Here is a 19,561-nt window from a genome sequence, read left to right on the forward strand (position 1 = left end):
TATGATATCCGGCAGTTTTCAAAGCTGTCATTTTGCCTCGTCATAATTGAGTGACGCAAACTTAAACGAGTGGAAATACCCGCCAATATTTAGGGCGGAATGCCAGGCGGCTGCCGGCCGCCGCTTCATATTCCGCCGGAATTTCAATCTCCACGGTTTCACGCTTGCCACCCACTTCCAGCTCAACACGTCTTTTGGCACCAACGCGGCGGGTCGCGGTGACCACACCGGCAATACAGCCGCCGCAGCCATCAACCAATTGCACATCATGCGGCCGAAAATACAAAACCGCCTCGCCATTTTCACCGGCTTGAGCAGTATTAGCTGTAGCATCAAGTTTAAGACCGAGTGCGCGATCTGCCAGCCAAACCTCATTATTTTCCACCCGCACATCCAAACGGCTGGATTCACCGATAAAGCCATAAACGAAAGGCGAATTCGGACGATCATAAATTTCATCCGGTGTGCCAAGCTGCTCAATGCGCCCCTGAGACATCACCACCACACGATCCGCAAGCTCCAGCGCCTCATCCTGATCATGGGTTACAAAAACCGTGGTATGGCCGGTACTGTCGTGAATTTCACGCAACCATTTGCGCAGCTCTTTACGTACCTGCGCATCCAAAGCCCCAAAAGGCTCATCAAGCAGCAATACATTGGGCTCAATAGCCATTGCGCGCGCCAATGCCACACGTTGACGCTGCCCGCCGGAAAGCTGGGCAGGATAACGGTTTTCCAATCCCTGCAACTGCACCAGATTGAGTAAATCCACCGCACGTTTATGAATTTCAGCCTTTGGCGGCCGTGTTGCGCTCGGTCGCACTTTCAAACCAAAGCCGACATTCTGCGCCAGTGTCATATGTCTGAACAGCGCATAATGCTGAAAGACAAAGCCAACATTGCGCTCCTGCACTGTTTTATGCGAGGCATCCTCATCGCCAAAAAAGATTGCACCCTCAGTCGGCGTTTCAAGCCCTGCAATCAGGCGCAGCAAGGTGGTTTTTCCGGATCCGGAGGGCCCAAGCAATGCAATCAGCTCGCCTGACACAATATCGAGCGAAACGTTGTGCAGCGCCGGAAACTGCTCAAACTCCTTGCGCACATCAACAACGCGTACTTCCATTATCAGTCCTTTCAAGTCTTGCCAGTCAAACCTCACCAGAAACGACTATGTTTTTAGCTGAGTGTTTTATTACTTCTTTGTTTCAGCGGATTAATGACCATCAACCTGAAAACGCATTTCAAGCACCGTCTTTAATATCAGTGTAATCAGTGCCAGCCCCGCCAGCAAAGAGGCGACAGCAAAGGCTGCCACAAAATTTTCGCTATACATCATCTCCACATGCAGAGGCATGGTGGTTGTCATGCCGCGGATACGACCGGAAACTACAGCCACCGCGCCAAATTCACCCATGGCGCGGGCATTGCATAGGAGCACACCATAAAGCAGCCCCCAGCGAATATTGGGTAGTGTTACGTAGAAAAATGTTTTCCAACCACTGGCACCGAGCGACAGTGCTGCCTCTTCATCACCCGTACCCTGCTCCTGCATCAGCGGAATGAGCTCGCGGGCAACGAACGGAAAAGTCACAAAAACCGTTGCGAGAACAATACCCGGCACTGCAAATAGAATCTGAATATTATACGATTGAAGCCAAGGGCCAAGAAAGCTGTTACCACCAAACAGCAACACAAATACCAGCCCTGAAATCACCGGTGATACTGAAAACGGCAGATCAATAAGCGTGATCAGAAATGTTTTCCCGCGAAATTCAAATTTCGCAATGGCCCATGCCGCAGCAATACCAAATACCATGTTAAAGGGCACGGCAATGGCCGCAACCAGCAATGTCAGGCGGATAGCCGATTGCGCATCCGGATCACTTAAAGCCGCCCAATAGGCATCGGTGCCTTTGCTGAACGCCTGAGCAAAAATAACAACCAGCGGGAGCACTATAAAAAGCAGCATGAACAACAGGCCGATAGCGGTTAAAATCCGGCGTATTGCAGGGGTCTCGGTGACGGCAGACCGGTTATGCCACTGCGGAGCGGATGATTTGCGGGTCAGTCGCTTCCCGACATTAACGGCCATAACCATACCTCCTTCGTGACCATGTTTGCAGCAAATTAACAACCAGCAGCATGACAAAGGAAATCAGCAGCATCACCGTCGCCAAGACTGTTGCAGCAGAATAATCAAACTCTTCCAGCTTGATAAAAATCAATAAAGGCGCAATTTCTGTAGAATATGGCCGGTTGCCAGCGATGAAAATAACCGAGCCATATTCACCAACAGCACGGGCAAAGGCCAATGCAAAACCGGTGAGAATGGCGGGTTGCAACCCCGGTAACAGCACTTGAAAAATTGTTTGGAACCGGTTGGCCCCTAAGGTTGCAGCCACCTCCTCATGTTCGCGGCTGATCTCTTCAATCACCGGCTGCACAGTGCGCACAACAAAAGGCAATCCAATAAACACCAGCGCCACCACAATACCGGCTTGTGTAAAGGCGATGCGGATATCCAGCGGCATCAGCCATGCACCAATCCAGCCCCTAGGAGCATAGAGTGCTGTCAGCGCAATGCCGGCAACAGCTGTGGGCAGGGCAAAAGGCAAGTCAACCATTGCGTCTACAATGCGCCGCCCCGCAAACCGGTAACGCACCAGAACCCAAGCCAGAATAACCCCAAAAACCACATTGATCAGCGCGGCAATCACTGCACTCACAAAGCTGACCTGCAGGGCGCTCACCATCCTGGCATCGCTGGCCAGTTGCCAGAAACGTGCAGGCCCAACAGATGCCGCATGCAACATCAGCACCATCAGCGGGATCAGAATCAGCAACGACAGATAGGCTACGCTGAAGCCCAATGTCAGCCCGAAGCCCGGCAGGATAGTCGGCTTGCGCCAAGATGAGAAAAGGCCGGCTTTATTCGAGCGCCCATGCATGAGGGGCACCGTTTTCCCGGCAAAACTAGCTTCTGGCTCGGTCATGCTCCCCCCTTATTGAGACTAACGTTATGGCTGATTAACTGTGTTTAAGAGGGTGGTTTATTGTCCAGGCTTATAAATCTGGTCAAATGTACCACCATCACCGAAATGCTCAGGCTGCGCCTTTGCCCAGCCACCAAAAATCGGATCATCAATGGTTACAAGCTTAACCTCGGTCAGCCAGCTACGATCTGCCTCCGGCACCAATTCCGGTTTAGACGGGCGATAAAAATGCTTGGCAGCAATCTGCTGGCCTTCCTCTGAATAGAGGTAGCTCAGAAATGCCTCAGCCAGCTTGCGCGTGCCCTTGGCGTCAACATTCTTATCCACAACCGCAACCGGCGGTTCTGCGAGAATTGATTGCGGCGGCACGACTATATCAAATGCATCGGGGCCAAATTCTTCTACAGATAGATAGGCCTCATTCTCCCATGCCAGCAGCACATCGCCCAGCTGACGCTGTACAAAGCTGGTTGTAGCACCGCGTGCACCGGTATCCAGAACCGGCACATGGCTGAACAGCTCAGTCATATAGGCTTTGATTTTTTCTTCATCGCCGCCATATTCATTATGTGCCCAGCTCCAGGCGGCCAGATAATTCCAGCGCGCACCGCCAGACGTTTTAGGGTTCGGTGTAATCACCTCAACCCCGTCTTTGATCAGATCATCCCAGTCTTTAATATTTTTAGGGTTGCCCTTACGGGTCAAAAACACAATTGTGGAAGTATAGGGAGCCGAATTATTCGGAAATTTCTGTCGCCAGTCGGCATTGATTTTACCGGTTTTTTCTACAATTGCGTCAATATCGCTCTGTAAAGCAAGCGTGACCACATCGGCGCTAATACCATCAATAACAGAGCGCGCCTGCGCACCGGACCCGCCATGAGAAGCACGCAATGTTACAGTTTCACCGGTCTCAGTCTTCCAATGTTTGGCAAAGGCCTCGTTATAATCCTTGTATAATTCACGGGTCGGATCATAGGAAACATTCAGCAATGTCTGATCAGCAAGCGCTTGCACAGGTCCAAATACAACAGAAATAACAGTCAGCGCTGCAGCGGCAGTAAATGCATTATGGTACTGTAACATTATGACCTCCGTTTTGTGTTCAACAACAAACTAACAGAGCCGCAACGGAGAAGGATGCTACAAGAACCTCAATACTCCGCGCCAAAAGAAATATTCTTTCACCAATGAGTGCAGTGTAAAATAAAAATCCTCATTTGCCAAAGCCGTTTTATAAGGCAATCCTAATAAGCCATTCGCGGACTGCGCAGGCTGCATTTATAGCGCACCTCATAATAAGGGTCTACGACCAGTGTCACATCACGGGTCTCGCAGCGCTTGCCGGTCGATTTGAGATATTCTTCAGCCACATCGCGAAACACCACCGGCGGGGTAACACCCAAACCAGACCCAGTCGAAAATCCTTTGACAAAATTCTGCGTCGCAGAACCGGCCAGTCCGGGGCCGATTAACAGCCGGCTTTCCTGCTGATTATCAACAATCCGGTAATTTGTGCCGCTTTGGCCAACAAATTCAATTGAGGGCAGGCCCTGATATTTCTGCTGAACATAATTCACGCCCGCACAACCGGCGAGCAAAGCGACTGCGAGAACGGCAGCCAAACGGCATAATTTCAGATGCGATGTAAAACTTTTTACGAACACGCGATAAAATACCTTTTCCAGAGCTCTGTTTATTGGTTTTAAAGCTGCTTCAAATTGAACAAAGCGGCAATAGAAATGAGTCCGATGGATTGATTTCCCCGTTTAGGCGTCTGCATACGTCCAAAACCTTCTCCTGAACTGGCTTTTAAAATAACTCTCGTAGCCTATCTTAATTATGTCGGATACGGTTTTTATGAGACATAACAGCATAAAAAACAGTGTTTGGAATCATGCAAATCAGGTTCCTGCATGATAGTTCTATAACCAAAGGATCAGCTGATGCGCAAAGCAATCACCACTACTCTTTCTGCCGGTTTTGCACTTGTCGGTTTTACCGGTATCACCATGGCACAAGATATCGCTGCGGCATCTCAGCCTCCTGTTGAGACCTATATTTGCGAGCGTAATGTCGAATTACAAGTTGTCTATATTAACAACTTGAAAAATGACGAAGCTATGGCTGTGCTCTTCACGGAAGGCAAATTAGTGCCAATGCGTATCGCTGTCAGCGGTTCAGGTGCGCGCTATGTTGCCTATGACGAGCAGGACAGCTACCGCTGGCATACCAAAGGCGGCGAAGGCGTTTTGTCATATATGGAAGCCGACCACACCGCTGAAGAACAGGTTTTGCTGAGCAATTGCGTGAACAAAGCCAATACTCCTGAGCAAGACTAAATCTTAAAACGGCTCTACCCATAGCAGGGCAGTACTGCTATTTGTGCTCACAGATGGACGTTCCGATAACGCCATAAATTTTATCACCCGTTCTCTTACAGGAAAGATGTGAGATGAAGCCAGTATTTCTGCAAATTCAGTGCAGCCCGGGCAAAACCTATGAAGTAGCCGATGCGCTTTATAAACGCGAAATTGCCTCGGAGCTTTATTCAACAAGCGGCGATTACGACCTGTTGATGAAAATCTATATTCAGGAAAGCGATGATATCGGCAAATTTATCAATGATAATGTGCTGACAATTCCCGGCATTGTGCGCTCGCTGACAACACTGACTTTTACAGCATTTTAAGCCGTTTTATAACGATAGAACAGGGCATTTTCGCTGATAGATTCAGGGCGAAATGCCCTGTTTTTATTTACAGTGTTATTTATGCAGCACGCTCATTGTCTCAAGCAGAGAATTTTTGATGTGAGGCAATTTGTGCTTTGCACCGTACGCACGGGTACTGTAAGACATATCTGACAAGATACACTTACGTTTTTGTAACTTCTGGCCTGTTGTTGCTGCAAAACGCGGTTTTACAGTGCTGTTGATGCACAAGGGAATATGTCCATGCCAGCCTATCGCTCAAGAACTTCCACCCACGGCCGCAATATGGCGGGTGCGCGCGGCCTTTGGCGCGCCACAGGCATGAAGGACGGTGATTTCGGCAAACCGATTATTGCTGTGGTCAATTCCTTCACCCAGTTTGTACCGGGTCACGTGCATCTTAAAGATCTCGGCCAGATGGTTGCCCGTGAAATTGAAAAAGCCGGCGGTGTTGCCAAGGAGTTCAACACTATTGCGGTGGATGACGGTATCGCTATGGGGCATGACGGCATGCTCTACTCGCTGCCATCGCGTGAGATCATTGCAGATTCTGTTGAATATATGGTCAATGCCCATTGCGCCGATGCCATGGTGTGCATTTCCAATTGTGACAAGATCACACCGGGCATGCTGATGGCAGCTCTCCGCCTCAATATTCCAGTTGTGTTTGTTTCCGGCGGCCCGATGGAAGCTGGTAAAGTTGTCTGGGGCGATGTCGAGAAGAAGCTTGATCTGGTAGATGCCATGGTTGCAGCCGCTGACGACAAATATACTGACGAAGAGGTTGACGCGATTGAGCGCTCCGCCTGCCCGACTTGCGGCTCCTGCTCCGGTATGTTCACCGCCAACTCGATGAACTGCCTGACTGAAGCACTTGGTTTGTCACTGCCGGGCAACGGATCGACACTCGCAACCCATGCGGCTCGTAAAGAACTGTTTCTGGAAGCCGGCCGTTTGATTGTTGATCTCTGCAAGCGTCATTATGAAGGCAATGATGAAAGCGTGCTGCCGCGCGCTATTGCCAGCTTTGCAGCCTTTGAAAATGCCATGACACTGGATATCGCCATGGGCGGCTCCACTAATACTGTACTGCATTTGCTCGCAGCGGCACATGAAGCGGAAATGGACTTTACCATGTCCGATATCGACCGTCTGTCGCGCAAAGTTCCGGTGCTGTGTAAGGTTGCCCCTGCCATTGCCAATGTGCATATGGAAGATGTGCATCGTGCCGGCGGGATTATGGGTATTCTTGGTGAGCTTGACCGTGCGGGTCTGCTCAACACCGATGCGGGCTCCATCCATTCCGGCACTTTGAAAAATGCGCTGGATAAATGGGACGTGAAACGCACTGCCGATGAGAGCGTGCACGAATTTTTCCGCGCGGCGCCGGGCGGCGTACCAACACAGGTTGCCTTCAGCCAGAACCGTTATTTTGACAGCGTAGATACCGACCGCGAAAATGGCGTTATCCGCACAAAAGAACACGCTTTCTCACAGGATGGCGGCTTGGCAGTGCTTTACGGCAATCTTGCAGAAGACGGCTGCATTGTTAAAACCGCAGGTGTGGATGACAGCATTCTGACATTCTCCGGCAAAGCGCGTATCTTCGAAAGTCAGGATTCATCCGTTCTCGCCATTCTCAATGGCAAGGTCAAAGAAGGCGATATCGTGCTGATCCGCTATGAAGGCCCGCGCGGCGGCCCCGGCATGCAGGAAATGCTCTATCCAACCAGCTATCTGAAGTCGAAGGGTCTCGGCAAAGCTTGCGCGCTGATTACTGATGGCCGCTTCTCCGGTGGTTCATCCGGCCTGTCGATTGGTCATGTTTCACCGGAAGCGGCGGAAGGCGGACTTATCGGTCTGGTTGAAGAAGGCGATCTGATCGAGATCGACATTCCGAACCGCAAAATTCATCTGGCTGTTGATGATGCCGTGCTGGCAACACGCCGCGCTGAGATGGAAGCCAAAGGCATCGCCGCTTGGAAGCCTACCGAAGTGCGCAAGCGCAAAGTCACAACCGCTCTCAAAGCCTATGCCTCCATGGCAACAAGTGCTGCTAAGGGTGCTGTAAGGCATGTACCTGAGTAAAGTTCAAGATTATAGAATACAAGAGGCTTTCTTCATCTCATGAGAAGGAAGCCTCTTGAGGCAGTTTCAGAAAATAATATTTACAAGACTATAACGTCATTTATCATTTGAGAAAGTAAACTTTATATCTGGAAATTTACTACTACTTACACTTGCTTTATAATTGCAATTATCGCCGTGATTCAGATGAGTTTTAAAATTTTTAGTTACTAGATTATCTTTTCTATCATATACACTTACCGTACCAAAAATAAAAGCCCCATCCGCCGGCAATGCATCACATGACGCAACATGATAACTCTCCATAACACCACCTAATACCCAATTTACAGGCCTATTGTAATGACGTGTCCCAAGCTGCGTCATTACTTTTGAAGAGGTAAAGGGGTTTACAAAAGACTGTATATAATAACCGTTTAAATTGTCATCATAGTATATCTTCCCCTCATTGGTTTCCCCCGCAGAGGTTTTCACTGGCTCAGAGTGAGTGACCGTACCTCGTTCGCAACAATTCCAGCTGGCTAACGTCCAACCAGGCCTGCCTAACTGATTCCACCCCAGAACCGGCTGTAAAATTGAAATAACTGGATTTTGCTCAACGCCAGGGAAGAAATACAATGTTTGCCCTTGATTAATTACAGGATCCGAAGGAACCGTCCATACAGCAGTTAGATAACCTAAGTCGCCATCCAAAGAATAACTGGAAGATATTTGCCATCCATCATGTATTGATGCAGTAGAATCAACATGCCTTTCCTGACCCTGCTTTGAAAAACTCGAAAAAAGGCATTTTTCCAGCCGTCTAACCTCCTTGCCATTTTTTTCAATACTTAATCCAGGAGCAACGACCTCATCATTATTTATTTTATTCACACAGCTGGGATGAAAATAACCAAAGGGCGTGACAACATAATTTTCAGGCACTTGTGATGGCCTCATAGTATTATTGGGGAGAGAGGCTGATGCATGAGCAAAAGAAATTACACCAATATAACACAAAATGAACGATACAATATATTTTATTTTAAAATTCATAATCCACCTCTATAAATTATACACAATATTAAGTTACAAATAAATTTACACATTAAAATCATTACATAAAATAGAACTATTTCTTACAAAAATAAATAACTATTACTTAAAATTACGATCTAATTCTAACATAAAGGTATTATTAAGACTCTCATCATCCAACGGCCCGACAAATTTATAGACAATTTTGCCCTCACGGTTGACTATAAAGGTTTCAGGCACGCCATACACACCCCAGTCAATACCGCCGCGACCAGAGCTATCTGCGCCTACTGCGGCGTAAGGATTACCGAGGCTTTGCAGAAACTCGCGCGCATTATCAGGCTTGTCTTTATAATTCAGGCCCACCAGACGAAAGCGCTTATCCTGTGCCAGTTTCATCAATTGCGGATGCTCTTCACGGCATGGCACGCACCATGATGCCCAGACATTCACGAGTGTGACCTGCCCCTTAAAATCAGCGGCGCGTAATCCCGGTGTCTGGCTGCCATCAGCCTGTAGCAGGCCTTCAAGTTGCGGCAAATTAGTCTCAGGGGCAGCTCTGCCAATCAGTGCAGACGGAATTTCCTGTGCATTATGGCCACTCATCAACTGCCATGTGAATAATCCGGCCAAGGCCGCAAAGATAATCAAAGGCAAAAGCGCCGCCAGAACGCGTTTATTCTTATGTGGCTCTGTGGCCTCAGTAGCCAGCGGTTCAACCGGATCCGTCATGATTAGTCTGCCTTTTCAGGAGCGGTGGTCTGTTGTGAACGGCGACGAATACCTTGTTTTTCAAGGCGTGTCATTTCTGCCTGCAGATTGTTTTGCGTAAGCACAATCCATGCCAAAATCGCCAGCACCACTACCGCCGAAATCCCATAGGCCAGCATGACATAAGTTAAATGGCTCATGCTGTTTCTCCCGTCCGGGTGTGACGACTTTGCCGCTCGGCACTGCGCGCGGCAATCTTGCGCATTGCGGCAATCCGGCGGCTGAAAATCTCATTGCGCATGGCCATCAAATGCAGCGTAAAAAACAGCATCGTCATTGCCAGCGCCATCACCAGCAACGGATAAAGCATGCTTGGCGGCATGGCTGGGCCGTCTGCGCGCAGCACAGAAGCCGGCTGATGCAGCGTATTCCACCAATCCACCGAGAATTTGATGATCGGAATATTGATAAAGCCTACCAAAGTCAGCACTGCGGTTGCGCGCGCAGCCTTGGCCTGATCATCCATCGCGCGGGTCAGCGCAATAATGCCGAGATACATCAAAAACAGAATGAAAACCGAGGTCAGCCGCGCATCCCACACCCACCATGTACCCCACATCGGCTTGCCCCAGAGCGAACCGGTTACCAATGCGAGTGCTGTAAACATGGCGCCCAGCGGTGCCGCAGCCTTGGCTGAAACATCAGCCAGCGGATGGCGCCACACAAGCGTACCAAGCGCCGCAAGTGTCATCACCGTGTAGCACATCATCGACAGCCACGCGAAAGGCACGTGAATATACATAATTTTGACGGTGAGCTTTTGCTGATAATCTTCCGGCGACATCCACACCATAGCAAAACCGGCAATCAGCAACAACACTGTTAGCCCGGCAAGCCACGGCAACAGTTTTGCGCTCAAGCTCAAAAACCGCGTGGGATTAGCCAGATCGAGCAAAGCCTGAAACCGGCGCGGGGAAACCATAGCGCTCGTTTTTTGCTCAGTTGGTGATGGTCGTTTATTCATGAGTACCTGCACATTTTTATGAGCAATAGTCTATCGTTTAATCAGTTGAAATTTTCAACGCGAAGGCTGCGGCCAATGGTCCGATTATTGCTGCTATCAACGTATTTGCGGCGAGCATCAACAATGGCGTAACAAAAGCGGCATTGTCAGTTACGGCGCCATAAGAAGCAGAGACCCCGAAAATCAGCACCGGAATGGTAAGTGGCAGGATCATGACCGAGACCAGCAAACCGCCGCGCGGCATCGAAACCGCCAAAGCCGCCCCCAATGCTCCGATAAAGATAACAGCCGGCGTGCCAATCAGCAAAGTAAGCGTGGTGGCAAGAATTGCAATGGGCTCCATATTCATGATCAGCCCCAGAAACGGCGCTGCCAAAACCAGCGGCAGCACGGTCGCCACCCAATGTGCCAGACACTTCACAACCACTGTCAGTGTCAGAAAATGCTGCTCGCGCGCCATGATCATAATATCCAGCGAGCCATCTTCACGATCAGCCTGAAACAGCCGGTCAAGACCGAGCAAAACCGCCAGCAACGCCCCCAGCCACAACATTGCGGGGCCGATACGCGCTAGTAATTTAAGATCAGGCCCGACGGCAAAAGGCACCACCGCCGCCACAGCCAGATAAAACAAAATGCCAACCAGAGCGCCGCCACCGGCACGGATCGCTATGCGTAAATCACGCCAGAACAGTGCCTTCATTATGACCAACCCTGCAGTTCAGCGTCCAGATTACCCGCATCCTGATCTTGCGGTAAATAATCTTCCAATCGCAAATGCTTTATGCGCACCTCATCTATTGCACTGCCCTCTTCCAGCCCGAGTGTAATATGCGTCACCGCCACGATCATGCCCCCTTTTTGTAAATGATCGCGCATCACGCCGGCAAACATTGCCTGTGCTTGCAAATCCAGCCCTGAGGTCGGCTCATCAAGCAGCCATAAAGCACGGTGCGAACATAACAGCGTGGCGATGCTCACGCGGCGCTTTTGCCCTGTCGACAAATAACCATAAGGCAGATGGTCAATATTAAAGAGGCCGACAATCTCGAGCGCCTCATCAATAGTGCAGAGCGGATTGCCGTGAAAATCCTGCCAGAATTTCAGGTTTTCATACACAGTGAGTGCAGGCTTCATCGCATTAAGCGCACTCAAATAATGACTGCAGGTTGCAACCGGCAGATCACCGTCCTCACCTTCAAGCCAGACTGAACCATGTAAAGCGGGCAAAAGACCGGCAATGATTCGCAGCAATGTGGATTTTCCGGTGCCATTCGCTCCGGTAATGATCAGTGCCTGATGACTTTGCAGACTTGCGCACACAGAGTTGAACAGCAGGTTCTCACCGCGCTCACCACTCAGATTTTCAGCTACAAGCCGCATATGGCCTCCGATACCTTAATTTCTTGCATATTTTACCGGTTTCACTAGCAGCAACGAACAAAAAACAAGCCGCAACATTTCGACGCAACCGGGCTGTTTTGCCGAATAATAGTCTGGAACAGTTTTAAAAAAATGCCTATATAGCAGCTACCATGCCAGCGGTCGGCGTGGAAACCATTTTTGGCCGATCTCTAAAGCTTGACGTTTTAGTAACACAAGCCTCGGGACGGACAGCGGAAATGACTGCACCCGCACCTAAGCGCGTCCTTGAAACGCATGCATAGGCGTTCGTCCTGGTTTTCCGGCCAGTAGCATGAAGGACGAACATCGTGTCTCACATCGATAGTTTCAAATGCCGTAAGACGCTTAGCGTCGACGGTAAAGACTATGTTTATTACAGCCTGACCGAAGCCGAAAAAAACGGTCTTGAAGGCGTATCAAAACTTCCTTTCTCGATGAAGGTTCTGCTTGAAAATCTTCTGCGCTTTGAAGACGACCGCAGTGTCAAAAAAGCCGATATTATCAATGTCGCCAAATGGCTTGCAGATCGCGGTTCAGCCGGCGCAGAAATCGCCTATCGTCCGGCACGCGTATTGATGCAGGACTTTACCGGTGTTCCTGCAGTTGTTGACCTTGCAGCCATGCGCGATGCCATGGTTTCACTCGGCGGTAAAGCCGACCAGATTAACCCGCTGGTACCTGTTGATCTCGTGATTGATCACTCGGTGATCGTTGATGAATTCGGCAAACCGCAGGCTTTCAAAAACAACGTTGATCTTGAATATCAGCGCAATGCCGAGCGTTATCGCTTCCTGAAATGGGGCCAGCAGGCATTCCAGAATTTCCGTGTTGTTCCTCCGGGCACAGGCATCTGTCATCAGGTTAATCTTGAATATCTGGCGCAGGGCGTGTGGACCAAAGAAGAAGACGGCGTAACCACCGCTTATCCTGACACATGCGTGGGCACAGACTCACACACTACAATGATCAATGGCCTTGGCGTTCTTGGCTGGGGTGTTGGTGGTATTGAAGCTGAAGCTTCCATGCTCGGCCAGCCGGTTTCGATGTTGCTGCCGGAAGTTATCGGCTTCAAGCTGACCGGTAAGGTCAAAGAAGGCGTGACCGCAACCGATCTCGTGCTCACAGTTACCCAGATGCTGCGTAAAAAAGGCGTTGTTGGTAAGTTTGTTGAGTTCTTTGGTCCGGGCCTCGACAATATGACCCTTGCCGATCGCGCAACCATTGCCAATATGGGCCCTGAATACGGCGCGACCTGTGGTTTCTTCCCGATCGATAAAGAAACCCTCAACTACATGCACACAACCGGCCGCGACGAACATCGTATTGCGCTGGTTGAAGCCTATTCCCGTGCACAGGGTATGTGGCGTGAAGCAGACAGCAATGATCCGGTCTTCACCGATATTCTTGAGCTGGATATGGCTGAAGTTGTACCATCAATGGCTGGCCCTAAGCGTCCTGAAGGCCGCATTCCGCTCGAAGGTATTGCTGCAGGTTTTGCGACATCGCTCGAAACCGAATATAAAAAGACCACCGGTCAGAACGCCCGCTATGCGGTTGAAGGCGAAGATTACGATCTCGGCCATGGTGATGTGGTTATTGCTGCGATTACATCCTGCACCAACACCTCGAATCCGAGCGTGCTGATTGCGGCTGGTCTTCTGGCGCGTAATGCTGTTGCCAAAGGCTTGAAAACCAAGCCTTGGGTTAAAACCTCCCTGGCTCCGGGTTCTCAGGTTGTTGCGGCCTATCTTGAATCCGCAGGCCTGCAGAAAGAGCTTGATGCGCTTGGCTTCAACCTTGTTGGTTTTGGTTGCACGACATGTATCGGCAACTCCGGACCACTGCCGGCGCCAATCTCCAAGACCATCAATGATAAGGGTCTGATCGGTGCTGCGGTACTTTCCGGCAACCGTAACTTTGAAGGCCGCGTATCACCAGACGTTCAGGCTAACTATCTGGCATCCCCGCCACTGGTTGTTGCGCATGCTCTGGCCGGTACAGTGACCAAAGACCTGACAATCGAGCCGCTTGGTGAAGACAAAGACGGTAATCCAGTGTTCCTGCGTGACATCTGGCCTTCGTCAGCTGAAATTCAGGACTTCATTGCCAAAAACGTTACGCGTAAAATTTTCTCGGAAAAATATGCCGACGTGTTCAAGGGTGATGAAAACTGGCAGGCTGTTCAGGTACCTGCTGGTGAAACCTACGCATGGGATGATAATTCAACCTATGTGCAGAACCCGCCTTACTTTGTGGGCATGGGCAAATCGGCTGGTACAATCGCTGACATCAAGGGTGCCCGCATCCTCGGCCTGTTCGGCGATAAGATTACAACCGACCATATTTCACCTGCCGGTTCGATCAAGGCACAGTCTCCTGCCGGTAAATATCTCATCGACAACGGTGTTGCGATTGCAGATTTCAACCAGTACGGCACCCGTCGCGGTAATCACGAAGTGATGATGCGCGGTACATTCGCCAATATCCGTATCCGTAACCACATGCTCGGCGAAAACGGCCGTGAAGGTGGCTACACCATCCATTATCCAAGCAAGGAAGAAACCTCAATTTATGATGCAGCAATGCAGTATAAAACTGAGGGCGTGCCATTGGTTGTGTTTGCCGGTGTAGAATATGGTAACGGCTCGTCGCGCGACTGGGCTGCAAAGGGCACCAACCTGCTCGGCGTCAAGGCTGTGATTTCGCAGTCATTTGAGCGTATTCACCGTTCAAACCTTGTCGGCATGGGTATTGTGCCATTCGTGTTTGAAGATGGCACCAGCTGGCAGTCACTCGGCCTCAAGGGTGATGAAGTGGTAACCATTGAAGGTCTGGCAGACATTCGTCCGCGTCAGGTCACCAATGCCACCATTACATATGCTGACGGCACCGTGAAGCAGGTTCCATTGATCTGCCGTATCGATACGCTGGATGAGCTGGACTATATGAAAAACGGCGGCATTCTGCAGACCGTTCTTCGTGAGCTTGCCAAAGCATAAGCTCTGTAAAAAAACACCGATTGAAAAAGCCGCCGGATAATCCGGCGGCTTTTTTATTACCCAATATAACTCAATATGCACAAGCAAACAAAAAGGGCAGCCTCACGGCTGCCCTTCGCATTTCAGTTATCAATCTTAAAGACTATTCGCGGTTACCCATGAAGTTGAGCAAGAACATGAACATGTTGATGAAGTCGAGGTAAAGACGCAATGCGCCCATAACAATCTTACGACCCATCGCATCAGATGCATCGCCTTCGTAATACATTTCCTTGATCTGCTGTGTGTCATAAGCGGTAAGACCTGCAAAGATCAGAACACCAAGAACCGATACAGCAAACTGCAAAGCAGAAGAGCCGAGGAAGATATTAACAACAGAGGCGATGATCAGGCCGAACAGACCCATCATCAGGAACGAACCCATTGCCGACAGATCACGCTTGGTGGTGTAGCCATAAAGCGACAGGGCACCAAAGGAAGCCGCGGTAATGAAAAATGTGCGTACAATGCTCTCGCCGGTAAAGATCAGGAAGATCGATGACAGCGACAGACCAACCAGACCGGCATAAACCCAGAATGTCAGCTGTGCAGTGGCAACGCTCATGCGCTCAATACGGAAACTCAAGAAAAATACGGCAGCTAATGGCGCAAGCATTACGACCCATTTCAGCGGGCTGCCATACATAATTTGTGCAAAGGCCGGATTGTTCATAGCGAGATAAGATGTGCCGAGTGCAGCCAGACCGGTAACGGCCAGACCAATCGCCATCATATTATAAACGCCAAGCATATATGAGCGCAGCCCCTGATCGATAGCTGCGGCGTCGCGCGCTCCGACCGGGCTCTGCGCCTGTACATTACGAAAATCTACCATAATATTCCTCTTGCCTTGTTCCGTCCGGTGTCAGGGGGCCAATATAAAGAATCCGTCACTCTAAAAGATCCATGACAAGCACTCCCCAGGCGCCGCTGGCGGAACCCCAGCATGCCTGCCTGATATAATGGTTATTTTGACCTCCTAAAACAAGACCAAACCGCTAAAAAGCATCATTTTTTAAGCCTGTTTTATCATCAAAAGCGTTTTAGATAAATTTGCAGTGCCAATTATATACTTACAACTCACGCAAAACCGTACCAGCCTTTTGCCCCAGCACCCGCCATGTACCGGCAAGACCGAAACCAACTGTCAGCACCAGCGCGGTAAACACTGTGAAAAACGCCACGTCCGGCAGCATGCGCATTTGTAAATTCATCAAACGCACCACAACAAACCATGCAGCAAGACTTCCAGCAGCCAGCGCGAAAACCGCCGTTGCCAAGCCCAGCAATGCATATTCATAAATAAAAGCACGGATAAGTGTCAGGCGTGTGGCACCCAGTGTCTTCAACACCACTGCATCATGCTGTCTTGCACGGTTACCGGCGGCGAGCGCACCGGCCAAAACCAGAATAGCGGCGAGCAGACCAACCGATGCAGCCCAGCGGATAGCCGTTGCCAGCTGGCCAATCAGATCATTGGCTACTTCAATCGCATCTTTGACACGTACCGATGTTACACTCGGAAAAGCCTGCGTAATCTCACGCAGCACGGTTGCCTCTTGCGCAGGAATGGCTGAGGCATCTGTCAGCGTAGCCAGCCATGAATGCGGCGCGCCGGTAAATGTATTGGGCGAGAAGACCATAACAAAATTGATCGCCAGTGTTTCCCACTGCACCTGACGGAAATTAGCAATTTTAGCTGTCATGTTGCGGCCAAGCACATTCACCGTCAATGTATCACCAATTTTAAGGCCAAGCTCCTCGGCCTCTTTGGCGGCAAACGACACCAGCGGCTCCCCGCTATAATCTGCAGGCCACCAAGTACCTTGTGTCAGCGTTGAATTTTCAGGCAGATTTTTGGCATAGGTAATACCGCGGTCACCACGCAGTACCCATTCGCCCTGCGGCGGCACATTGACTTTATCAACATCAATACCATTCAGCGCCACAATCCGGCCACGCAACATAGCGGCACTCACCACCTTGCCCTCAGGTGCAGTTTTGGCAAGAAGGTCGCGGAAACCGTCAATCTCAGTATTTTGAATATCGACAAAAAAGAAATTTGGCGCATGAGCGGGCAGGCTTTGTGTGATTTGGCGGCGCAGATTACCATCAACCATAGCCAGCGCCACAACCAGCGTGAGCCCCAAGCCTAAAGACAGCACGACTGAGGGCGTCAGCGCGCCCGGCCGGTGAATGTTCCCAATCGCCAGCCGCAAAGCCGGTGAGCGAAACCGTGGCGCGCGGCGTGCCAGAAAGCGCAGCACATAAGAGACCCCCCGCAAGATGATGAAGGCCGCAACTGCGCCGACAATAAACACGCCGGCAATGCGCTGATCATCAACGAACATCATTACCAGTCCGATCAGCACCAGCAGTAATGCTCCTGCGGTCAGGCTATATAGCAAAGGTGGCCAGCCGCTCTCATCAAACCCTTTTTGACGAAACAGCGCCGTAGCCGGAATAACCCGCGCACGCCCCAAAGGCAGGATGGCAAAAATCAACGTGGTAATCATGCCGAAGGCCGTAGCTAGCAACAATGCCTGCGGATAAAGCTTCAGCCCAGCTCCAACCGGCAGATAGGATGACAAGCCATAAACAGCACCGGCACTTAAAGCCACCGAGAGCAGCAGCCCCGCTACGATACCAACCAGAGCCAGTGCTATAATCTGGCAGAGATAAATCAGCACCACAAAATCAGAAGAAGCGCCGAGCGATTTAAACGTCGCAATCACCGAGCGCTTAGCTTCAAGAAAACTGCGCACAGCATTAGCAACACCCACACCACCAATGATCAGCGAGGTGAGGCCAACAAGGGTAAGAAACTGCGAAAATCGTTCGATATTGGCCGCCAAAACCGGTGCAGCATTGGTACGGTTACGAATATTCCAACCGGCTTGGGGAAAGTTTTTTTCAGCCTCGGTCTCAATCTGCTTCAGACGCGTATCCTGCGCGCCAGCCTGCGCCGTATCCGGCAATGCAATTTTATAAATATAATGGATCAGACTACCGGGCTGAATAAGGCCTGAAGCACGTAAAGCTTCATTTGAGGTCAGAAAACGTGGTGCGAGCGCCATGCCCGAGCCCAGCATATCCGGCTCGGTATCGATAACAGCACGCAGTGCAAATTTTACTGAGCCAAGCAATATCTGATCGCCAAGTTTCAAGCCCAAACGGTCAAGCAATATTTGTGAAACAGCCGCCCCATAAGCACCATCCTGCAAGGCAAACCTTGCCTGCTGCGGTAAATCAGGCTCCAGTTTCAAAGCACCATAAAGCGGATATGCCTGATCGACAGCCTTAACCTCAACCAGCGCCTGATCGGAACCATCAGGCAAACGCACCATCGAGCGCATGGTGATATTTTCAGAAACCACGCCCTGCTTTGTCAGAAAATTCCGCTCATCTTCATTCACTTCGCGCTGGTTGAGCATAAAACTCACATCACCGCCAAGAATGGCCTGGCCTTCAACTGCCAGCCCGTCGGCAATGGAGCGGGCAACAGAATTAACACCGCCGATAGCAGCCACACCGAGCGCAATGCATCCGAGGAAAATATAAAAGCCGGTCAGCCCGCCACGCATCTCCCGCAGGGCAAAACGTAATGCCAGTAAAAACGAGGCAGATTTTTTCTGTTGAACCGCGCTCATTGGGCGGCTTCCGCTGGTGTAACCTGATCTTTGCGCAATGATGTAGCTGAAGCGATCTGGCCGGAACGCACCTGAATTTCACGTTCACACCGTGCGGCTAAAACCGGATCATGGGTGACTAAAACCAGTGTCAGCCCGTATTCACGCTGCTTATCAAACAACAAGTCCGCGATCTGGCGACCGGTTTCACTGTCCAGATTACCCGTTGGTTCATCGGCAATCAAAATAGCCGGCTTTGGTGCAAGGGCGCGGGCAATCGCCACACGCTGCTGCTCACCGCCTGATAGTGCTGAAGGATAATGTGTCAGCCGATGCCCGAGACCGACCGAGTGCAAAGCCTGTTCCGCGACAGCAAAAGCATCATCACGGCCTGCGAGCTCCAGCGGCACCGCAACATTTTCAAGAGCAGTCATATTGGGGATCAGATGAAAAGACTGGAATACAATACCGATATTGCGACCGCGAAATGTTGCCGCCTGATCCTCGCTCATCCGGTCGATACGCTCGCCATTTATGAGCACTTTGCCGCTATCAACTTTTTCAAGTCCAGCCAGCACCATCAGCAATGTGGATTTGCCGGAGCCCGAAGGACCGACAATACCGACGGATTCTCCGCTTTGTATTTTAAGGGAAATATTATTGAGCACATGCACACGGGCAGCATGGTTACCAAGTGTGAGATCAATATTTTCAAGCACGATACCTGGTTGTATTGTCACGTCATAATCCCTGTAAATGCCTGAAAAGCGCGCTGCCCTGAAACCATATTTTTTGTATCTGGGGTTACAAAATACAAATGTACAGTGCGATACAACAAATAGTCATCAATGCGACCATAAAAAGGCTGTAAATCTGCACTGTTATCAGCCTTACATATATCCGGCATAAATCCGGAAGTGCCGTGAGTATCAGCAGGATTCAAA

Annotated in this window: 19 protein-coding genes; 4 read left to right on the forward strand and 15 right to left on the reverse strand. The window is 50.3% G+C overall.

All coding sequences use genetic code 11. The features are described from left to right. Window positions 1–61: 61 nt before the first annotated feature. The 5 genes from MP213Fo_RS06535 to MP213Fo_RS06555 all read right to left on the reverse strand — a co-directional run bounded on the left by MP213Fo_RS06535 (window position 62) and on the right by MP213Fo_RS06555 (window position 4,660). Entirely contained in the window at window positions 62–1,123 is a 1,062-nt protein-coding gene (locus tag MP213Fo_RS06535; RefSeq protein ID WP_421090821.1) for a sulfate/molybdate ABC transporter ATP-binding protein, read from the reverse strand. A 90-nt stretch (window positions 1,124–1,213) separates the two neighbouring features. Beyond that, window positions 1,214–2,092, reverse strand: coding sequence for a sulfate ABC transporter permease subunit CysW (cysW, locus tag MP213Fo_RS06540; protein WP_421090822.1), 879 nt, complete (start codon window positions 2,090–2,092; stop codon window positions 1,214–1,216). Then, the gene (gene cysT / locus MP213Fo_RS06545; RefSeq protein WP_421091048.1) at window positions 2,082–2,948 is read right to left on the reverse strand and encodes a sulfate ABC transporter permease subunit CysT; all 867 of its coding nucleotides are present in this window, start codon (window positions 2,946–2,948) and stop codon (window positions 2,082–2,084) included. Before cysT ends, cysW begins: the two co-directional genes overlap by 11 nt. A 102-nt stretch (window positions 2,949–3,050) precedes the next feature. Continuing rightward, complete coding sequence (locus MP213Fo_RS06550; RefSeq protein WP_421090823.1) at window positions 3,051–4,079, reverse strand: sulfate ABC transporter substrate-binding protein; 1,029 nt, start codon at window positions 4,077–4,079, stop codon at window positions 3,051–3,053. Between the two features lie 161 nt (window positions 4,080–4,240). Next, complete coding sequence (locus MP213Fo_RS06555) at window positions 4,241–4,660, reverse strand: hypothetical protein (RefSeq protein WP_421090824.1); 420 nt, start codon at window positions 4,658–4,660, stop codon at window positions 4,241–4,243. A 279-nt stretch (window positions 4,661–4,939) separates the two neighbouring features. Between MP213Fo_RS06555 and MP213Fo_RS06560 the strand changes: the two genes are divergently transcribed. The 3 genes from MP213Fo_RS06560 (at window position 4,940) to ilvD (ending at window position 7,794) form a co-directional block, all read left to right on the forward strand. Then, window positions 4,940–5,335: an MliC family protein gene (locus tag MP213Fo_RS06560; RefSeq protein WP_421090825.1), complete on the forward strand. Its 396-nt coding sequence runs from the start codon at window positions 4,940–4,942 to the stop codon at window positions 5,333–5,335. A 113-nt stretch (window positions 5,336–5,448) separates the two neighbouring features. After that, entirely contained in the window at window positions 5,449–5,685 is a 237-nt protein-coding gene (locus MP213Fo_RS06565) for an Lrp/AsnC ligand binding domain-containing protein (RefSeq protein WP_421090826.1), read from the forward strand. Window positions 5,686–5,949: 264 nt separating this feature from the next. Further along, a complete protein-coding gene (gene ilvD / locus MP213Fo_RS06570) occupies window positions 5,950–7,794 on the forward strand; it encodes a dihydroxy-acid dehydratase (RefSeq protein ID WP_421090827.1) in 1,845 nt (614 codons plus the stop codon). A gap of 96 nt (window positions 7,795–7,890) precedes the next feature. Here ilvD and MP213Fo_RS06575 read toward each other — a convergent pair whose 3' ends face one another. The 6 genes from MP213Fo_RS06575 to ccmA form a co-directional block, all read right to left on the reverse strand. Beyond that, complete coding sequence (locus MP213Fo_RS06575; RefSeq protein WP_421090828.1) at window positions 7,891–8,829, reverse strand: hypothetical protein; 939 nt, start codon at window positions 8,827–8,829, stop codon at window positions 7,891–7,893. Window positions 8,830–8,931: 102 nt separating this feature from the next. Then, window positions 8,932–9,543, reverse strand: a complete 612-nt coding sequence (locus MP213Fo_RS06580; protein ID WP_421090829.1) for a DsbE family thiol:disulfide interchange protein — start codon at window positions 9,541–9,543, stop codon at window positions 8,932–8,934. Between the two features lie 2 nt (window positions 9,544–9,545). Beyond that, the gene (gene ccmD / locus MP213Fo_RS06585) at window positions 9,546–9,722 is read right to left on the reverse strand and encodes a heme exporter protein CcmD (protein WP_421090830.1); all 177 of its coding nucleotides are present in this window, start codon (window positions 9,720–9,722) and stop codon (window positions 9,546–9,548) included. Beyond that, window positions 9,719–10,504: a heme ABC transporter permease gene (locus MP213Fo_RS06590; protein ID WP_421091049.1), complete on the reverse strand. Its 786-nt coding sequence runs from the start codon at window positions 10,502–10,504 to the stop codon at window positions 9,719–9,721. The genes ccmD and MP213Fo_RS06590 overlap by 4 nt, the downstream gene beginning before the upstream one ends. A gap of 79 nt (window positions 10,505–10,583) precedes the next feature. After that, the gene (gene ccmB / locus MP213Fo_RS06595) at window positions 10,584–11,249 is read right to left on the reverse strand and encodes a heme exporter protein CcmB (RefSeq protein WP_421090831.1); all 666 of its coding nucleotides are present in this window, start codon (window positions 11,247–11,249) and stop codon (window positions 10,584–10,586) included. Beyond that, entirely contained in the window at window positions 11,249–11,929 is a 681-nt protein-coding gene (gene ccmA / locus MP213Fo_RS06600) for a heme ABC exporter ATP-binding protein CcmA (RefSeq protein ID WP_421090832.1), read from the reverse strand. The genes ccmB and ccmA overlap by 1 nt, the downstream gene beginning before the upstream one ends. A 329-nt stretch (window positions 11,930–12,258) precedes the next feature. Here ccmA and acnA point away from each other — a divergent pair, with 329 nt between their 5' ends. Beyond that, window positions 12,259–14,949, forward strand: a complete 2,691-nt coding sequence (acnA, locus tag MP213Fo_RS06605; RefSeq protein WP_421090833.1) for an aconitate hydratase AcnA — start codon at window positions 12,259–12,261, stop codon at window positions 14,947–14,949. 142 nt (window positions 14,950–15,091) lie between these two features. Here the strand turns inward: acnA and MP213Fo_RS06610 are convergent, their stop codons facing one another. The 4 genes from MP213Fo_RS06610 to MP213Fo_RS06625 all read right to left on the reverse strand — a co-directional run bounded on the left by MP213Fo_RS06610 (window position 15,092) and on the right by MP213Fo_RS06625 (window position 19,560). Next, entirely contained in the window at window positions 15,092–15,823 is a 732-nt protein-coding gene (locus MP213Fo_RS06610) for a Bax inhibitor-1 family protein (RefSeq protein WP_421090834.1), read from the reverse strand. A gap of 238 nt (window positions 15,824–16,061) precedes the next feature. Further along, entirely contained in the window at window positions 16,062–18,638 is a 2,577-nt protein-coding gene (locus MP213Fo_RS06615; protein ID WP_421090835.1) for an ABC transporter permease, read from the reverse strand. After that, the gene (locus tag MP213Fo_RS06620; protein WP_421090836.1) at window positions 18,635–19,357 is read right to left on the reverse strand and encodes an ABC transporter ATP-binding protein; all 723 of its coding nucleotides are present in this window, start codon (window positions 19,355–19,357) and stop codon (window positions 18,635–18,637) included. The genes MP213Fo_RS06615 and MP213Fo_RS06620 overlap by 4 nt, the downstream gene beginning before the upstream one ends. Beyond that, window positions 19,354–19,560, reverse strand: a complete 207-nt coding sequence (locus tag MP213Fo_RS06625; RefSeq protein WP_421090837.1) for a hypothetical protein — start codon at window positions 19,558–19,560, stop codon at window positions 19,354–19,356. The genes MP213Fo_RS06620 and MP213Fo_RS06625 overlap by 4 nt, the downstream gene beginning before the upstream one ends. Between the last annotated feature and the right edge of the window lies 1 nt (window position 19,561).

The sequence above is a fragment of the Pseudochrobactrum mosebachae genome (genome assembly GCF_048914685.1).
Classification (GTDB): Bacteria; Pseudomonadota; Alphaproteobacteria; order Rhizobiales; family Rhizobiaceae; genus Pseudochrobactrum.

Excerpts from the sequence above, each read along its gene's own strand:
- MP213Fo_RS06565 (WP_421090826.1), top strand. The coding sequence starts at position 5,449 with ATGAAGCCAGTATTTCTGCAAATTCAGTGCAGCCCGGGCAAAACCTAT.
- MP213Fo_RS06550 (WP_421090823.1), bottom strand. The coding sequence starts at position 4,079 with ATGTTACAGTACCATAATGCATTTACTGCCGCTGCAGCGCTGACTGTT.
- MP213Fo_RS06615 (WP_421090835.1), bottom strand. The coding sequence starts at position 18,638 with ATGAGCGCGGTTCAACAGAAAAAATCTGCCTCGTTTTTACTGGCATTA.
- ccmB (WP_421090831.1), bottom strand. The coding sequence starts at position 11,249 with ATGAAGGCACTGTTCTGGCGTGATTTACGCATAGCGATCCGTGCCGGT.
- MP213Fo_RS06575 (WP_421090828.1), bottom strand. The coding sequence starts at position 8,829 with ATGAATTTTAAAATAAAATATATTGTATCGTTCATTTTGTGTTATATT.
- cysW (WP_421090822.1), bottom strand. The coding sequence starts at position 2,092 with ATGGCCGTTAATGTCGGGAAGCGACTGACCCGCAAATCATCCGCTCCG.
- MP213Fo_RS06610 (WP_421090834.1), bottom strand. The coding sequence starts at position 15,823 with ATGGTAGATTTTCGTAATGTACAGGCGCAGAGCCCGGTCGGAGCGCGC.
- ccmA (WP_421090832.1), bottom strand. The coding sequence starts at position 11,929 with ATGCGGCTTGTAGCTGAAAATCTGAGTGGTGAGCGCGGTGAGAACCTG.
- MP213Fo_RS06580 (WP_421090829.1), bottom strand. The coding sequence starts at position 9,543 with ATGACGGATCCGGTTGAACCGCTGGCTACTGAGGCCACAGAGCCACAT.
- ilvD (WP_421090827.1), top strand. The coding sequence starts at position 5,950 with ATGCCAGCCTATCGCTCAAGAACTTCCACCCACGGCCGCAATATGGCG.
- MP213Fo_RS06560 (WP_421090825.1), top strand. The coding sequence starts at position 4,940 with ATGCGCAAAGCAATCACCACTACTCTTTCTGCCGGTTTTGCACTTGTC.
- MP213Fo_RS06590 (WP_421091049.1), bottom strand. The coding sequence starts at position 10,504 with ATGGTTTCCCCGCGCCGGTTTCAGGCTTTGCTCGATCTGGCTAATCCC.
- MP213Fo_RS06535 (WP_421090821.1), bottom strand. The coding sequence starts at position 1,123 with ATGGAAGTACGCGTTGTTGATGTGCGCAAGGAGTTTGAGCAGTTTCCG.
- cysT (WP_421091048.1), bottom strand. The coding sequence starts at position 2,948 with ATGCATGGGCGCTCGAATAAAGCCGGCCTTTTCTCATCTTGGCGCAAG.
- ccmD (WP_421090830.1), bottom strand. The coding sequence starts at position 9,722 with ATGAGCCATTTAACTTATGTCATGCTGGCCTATGGGATTTCGGCGGTA.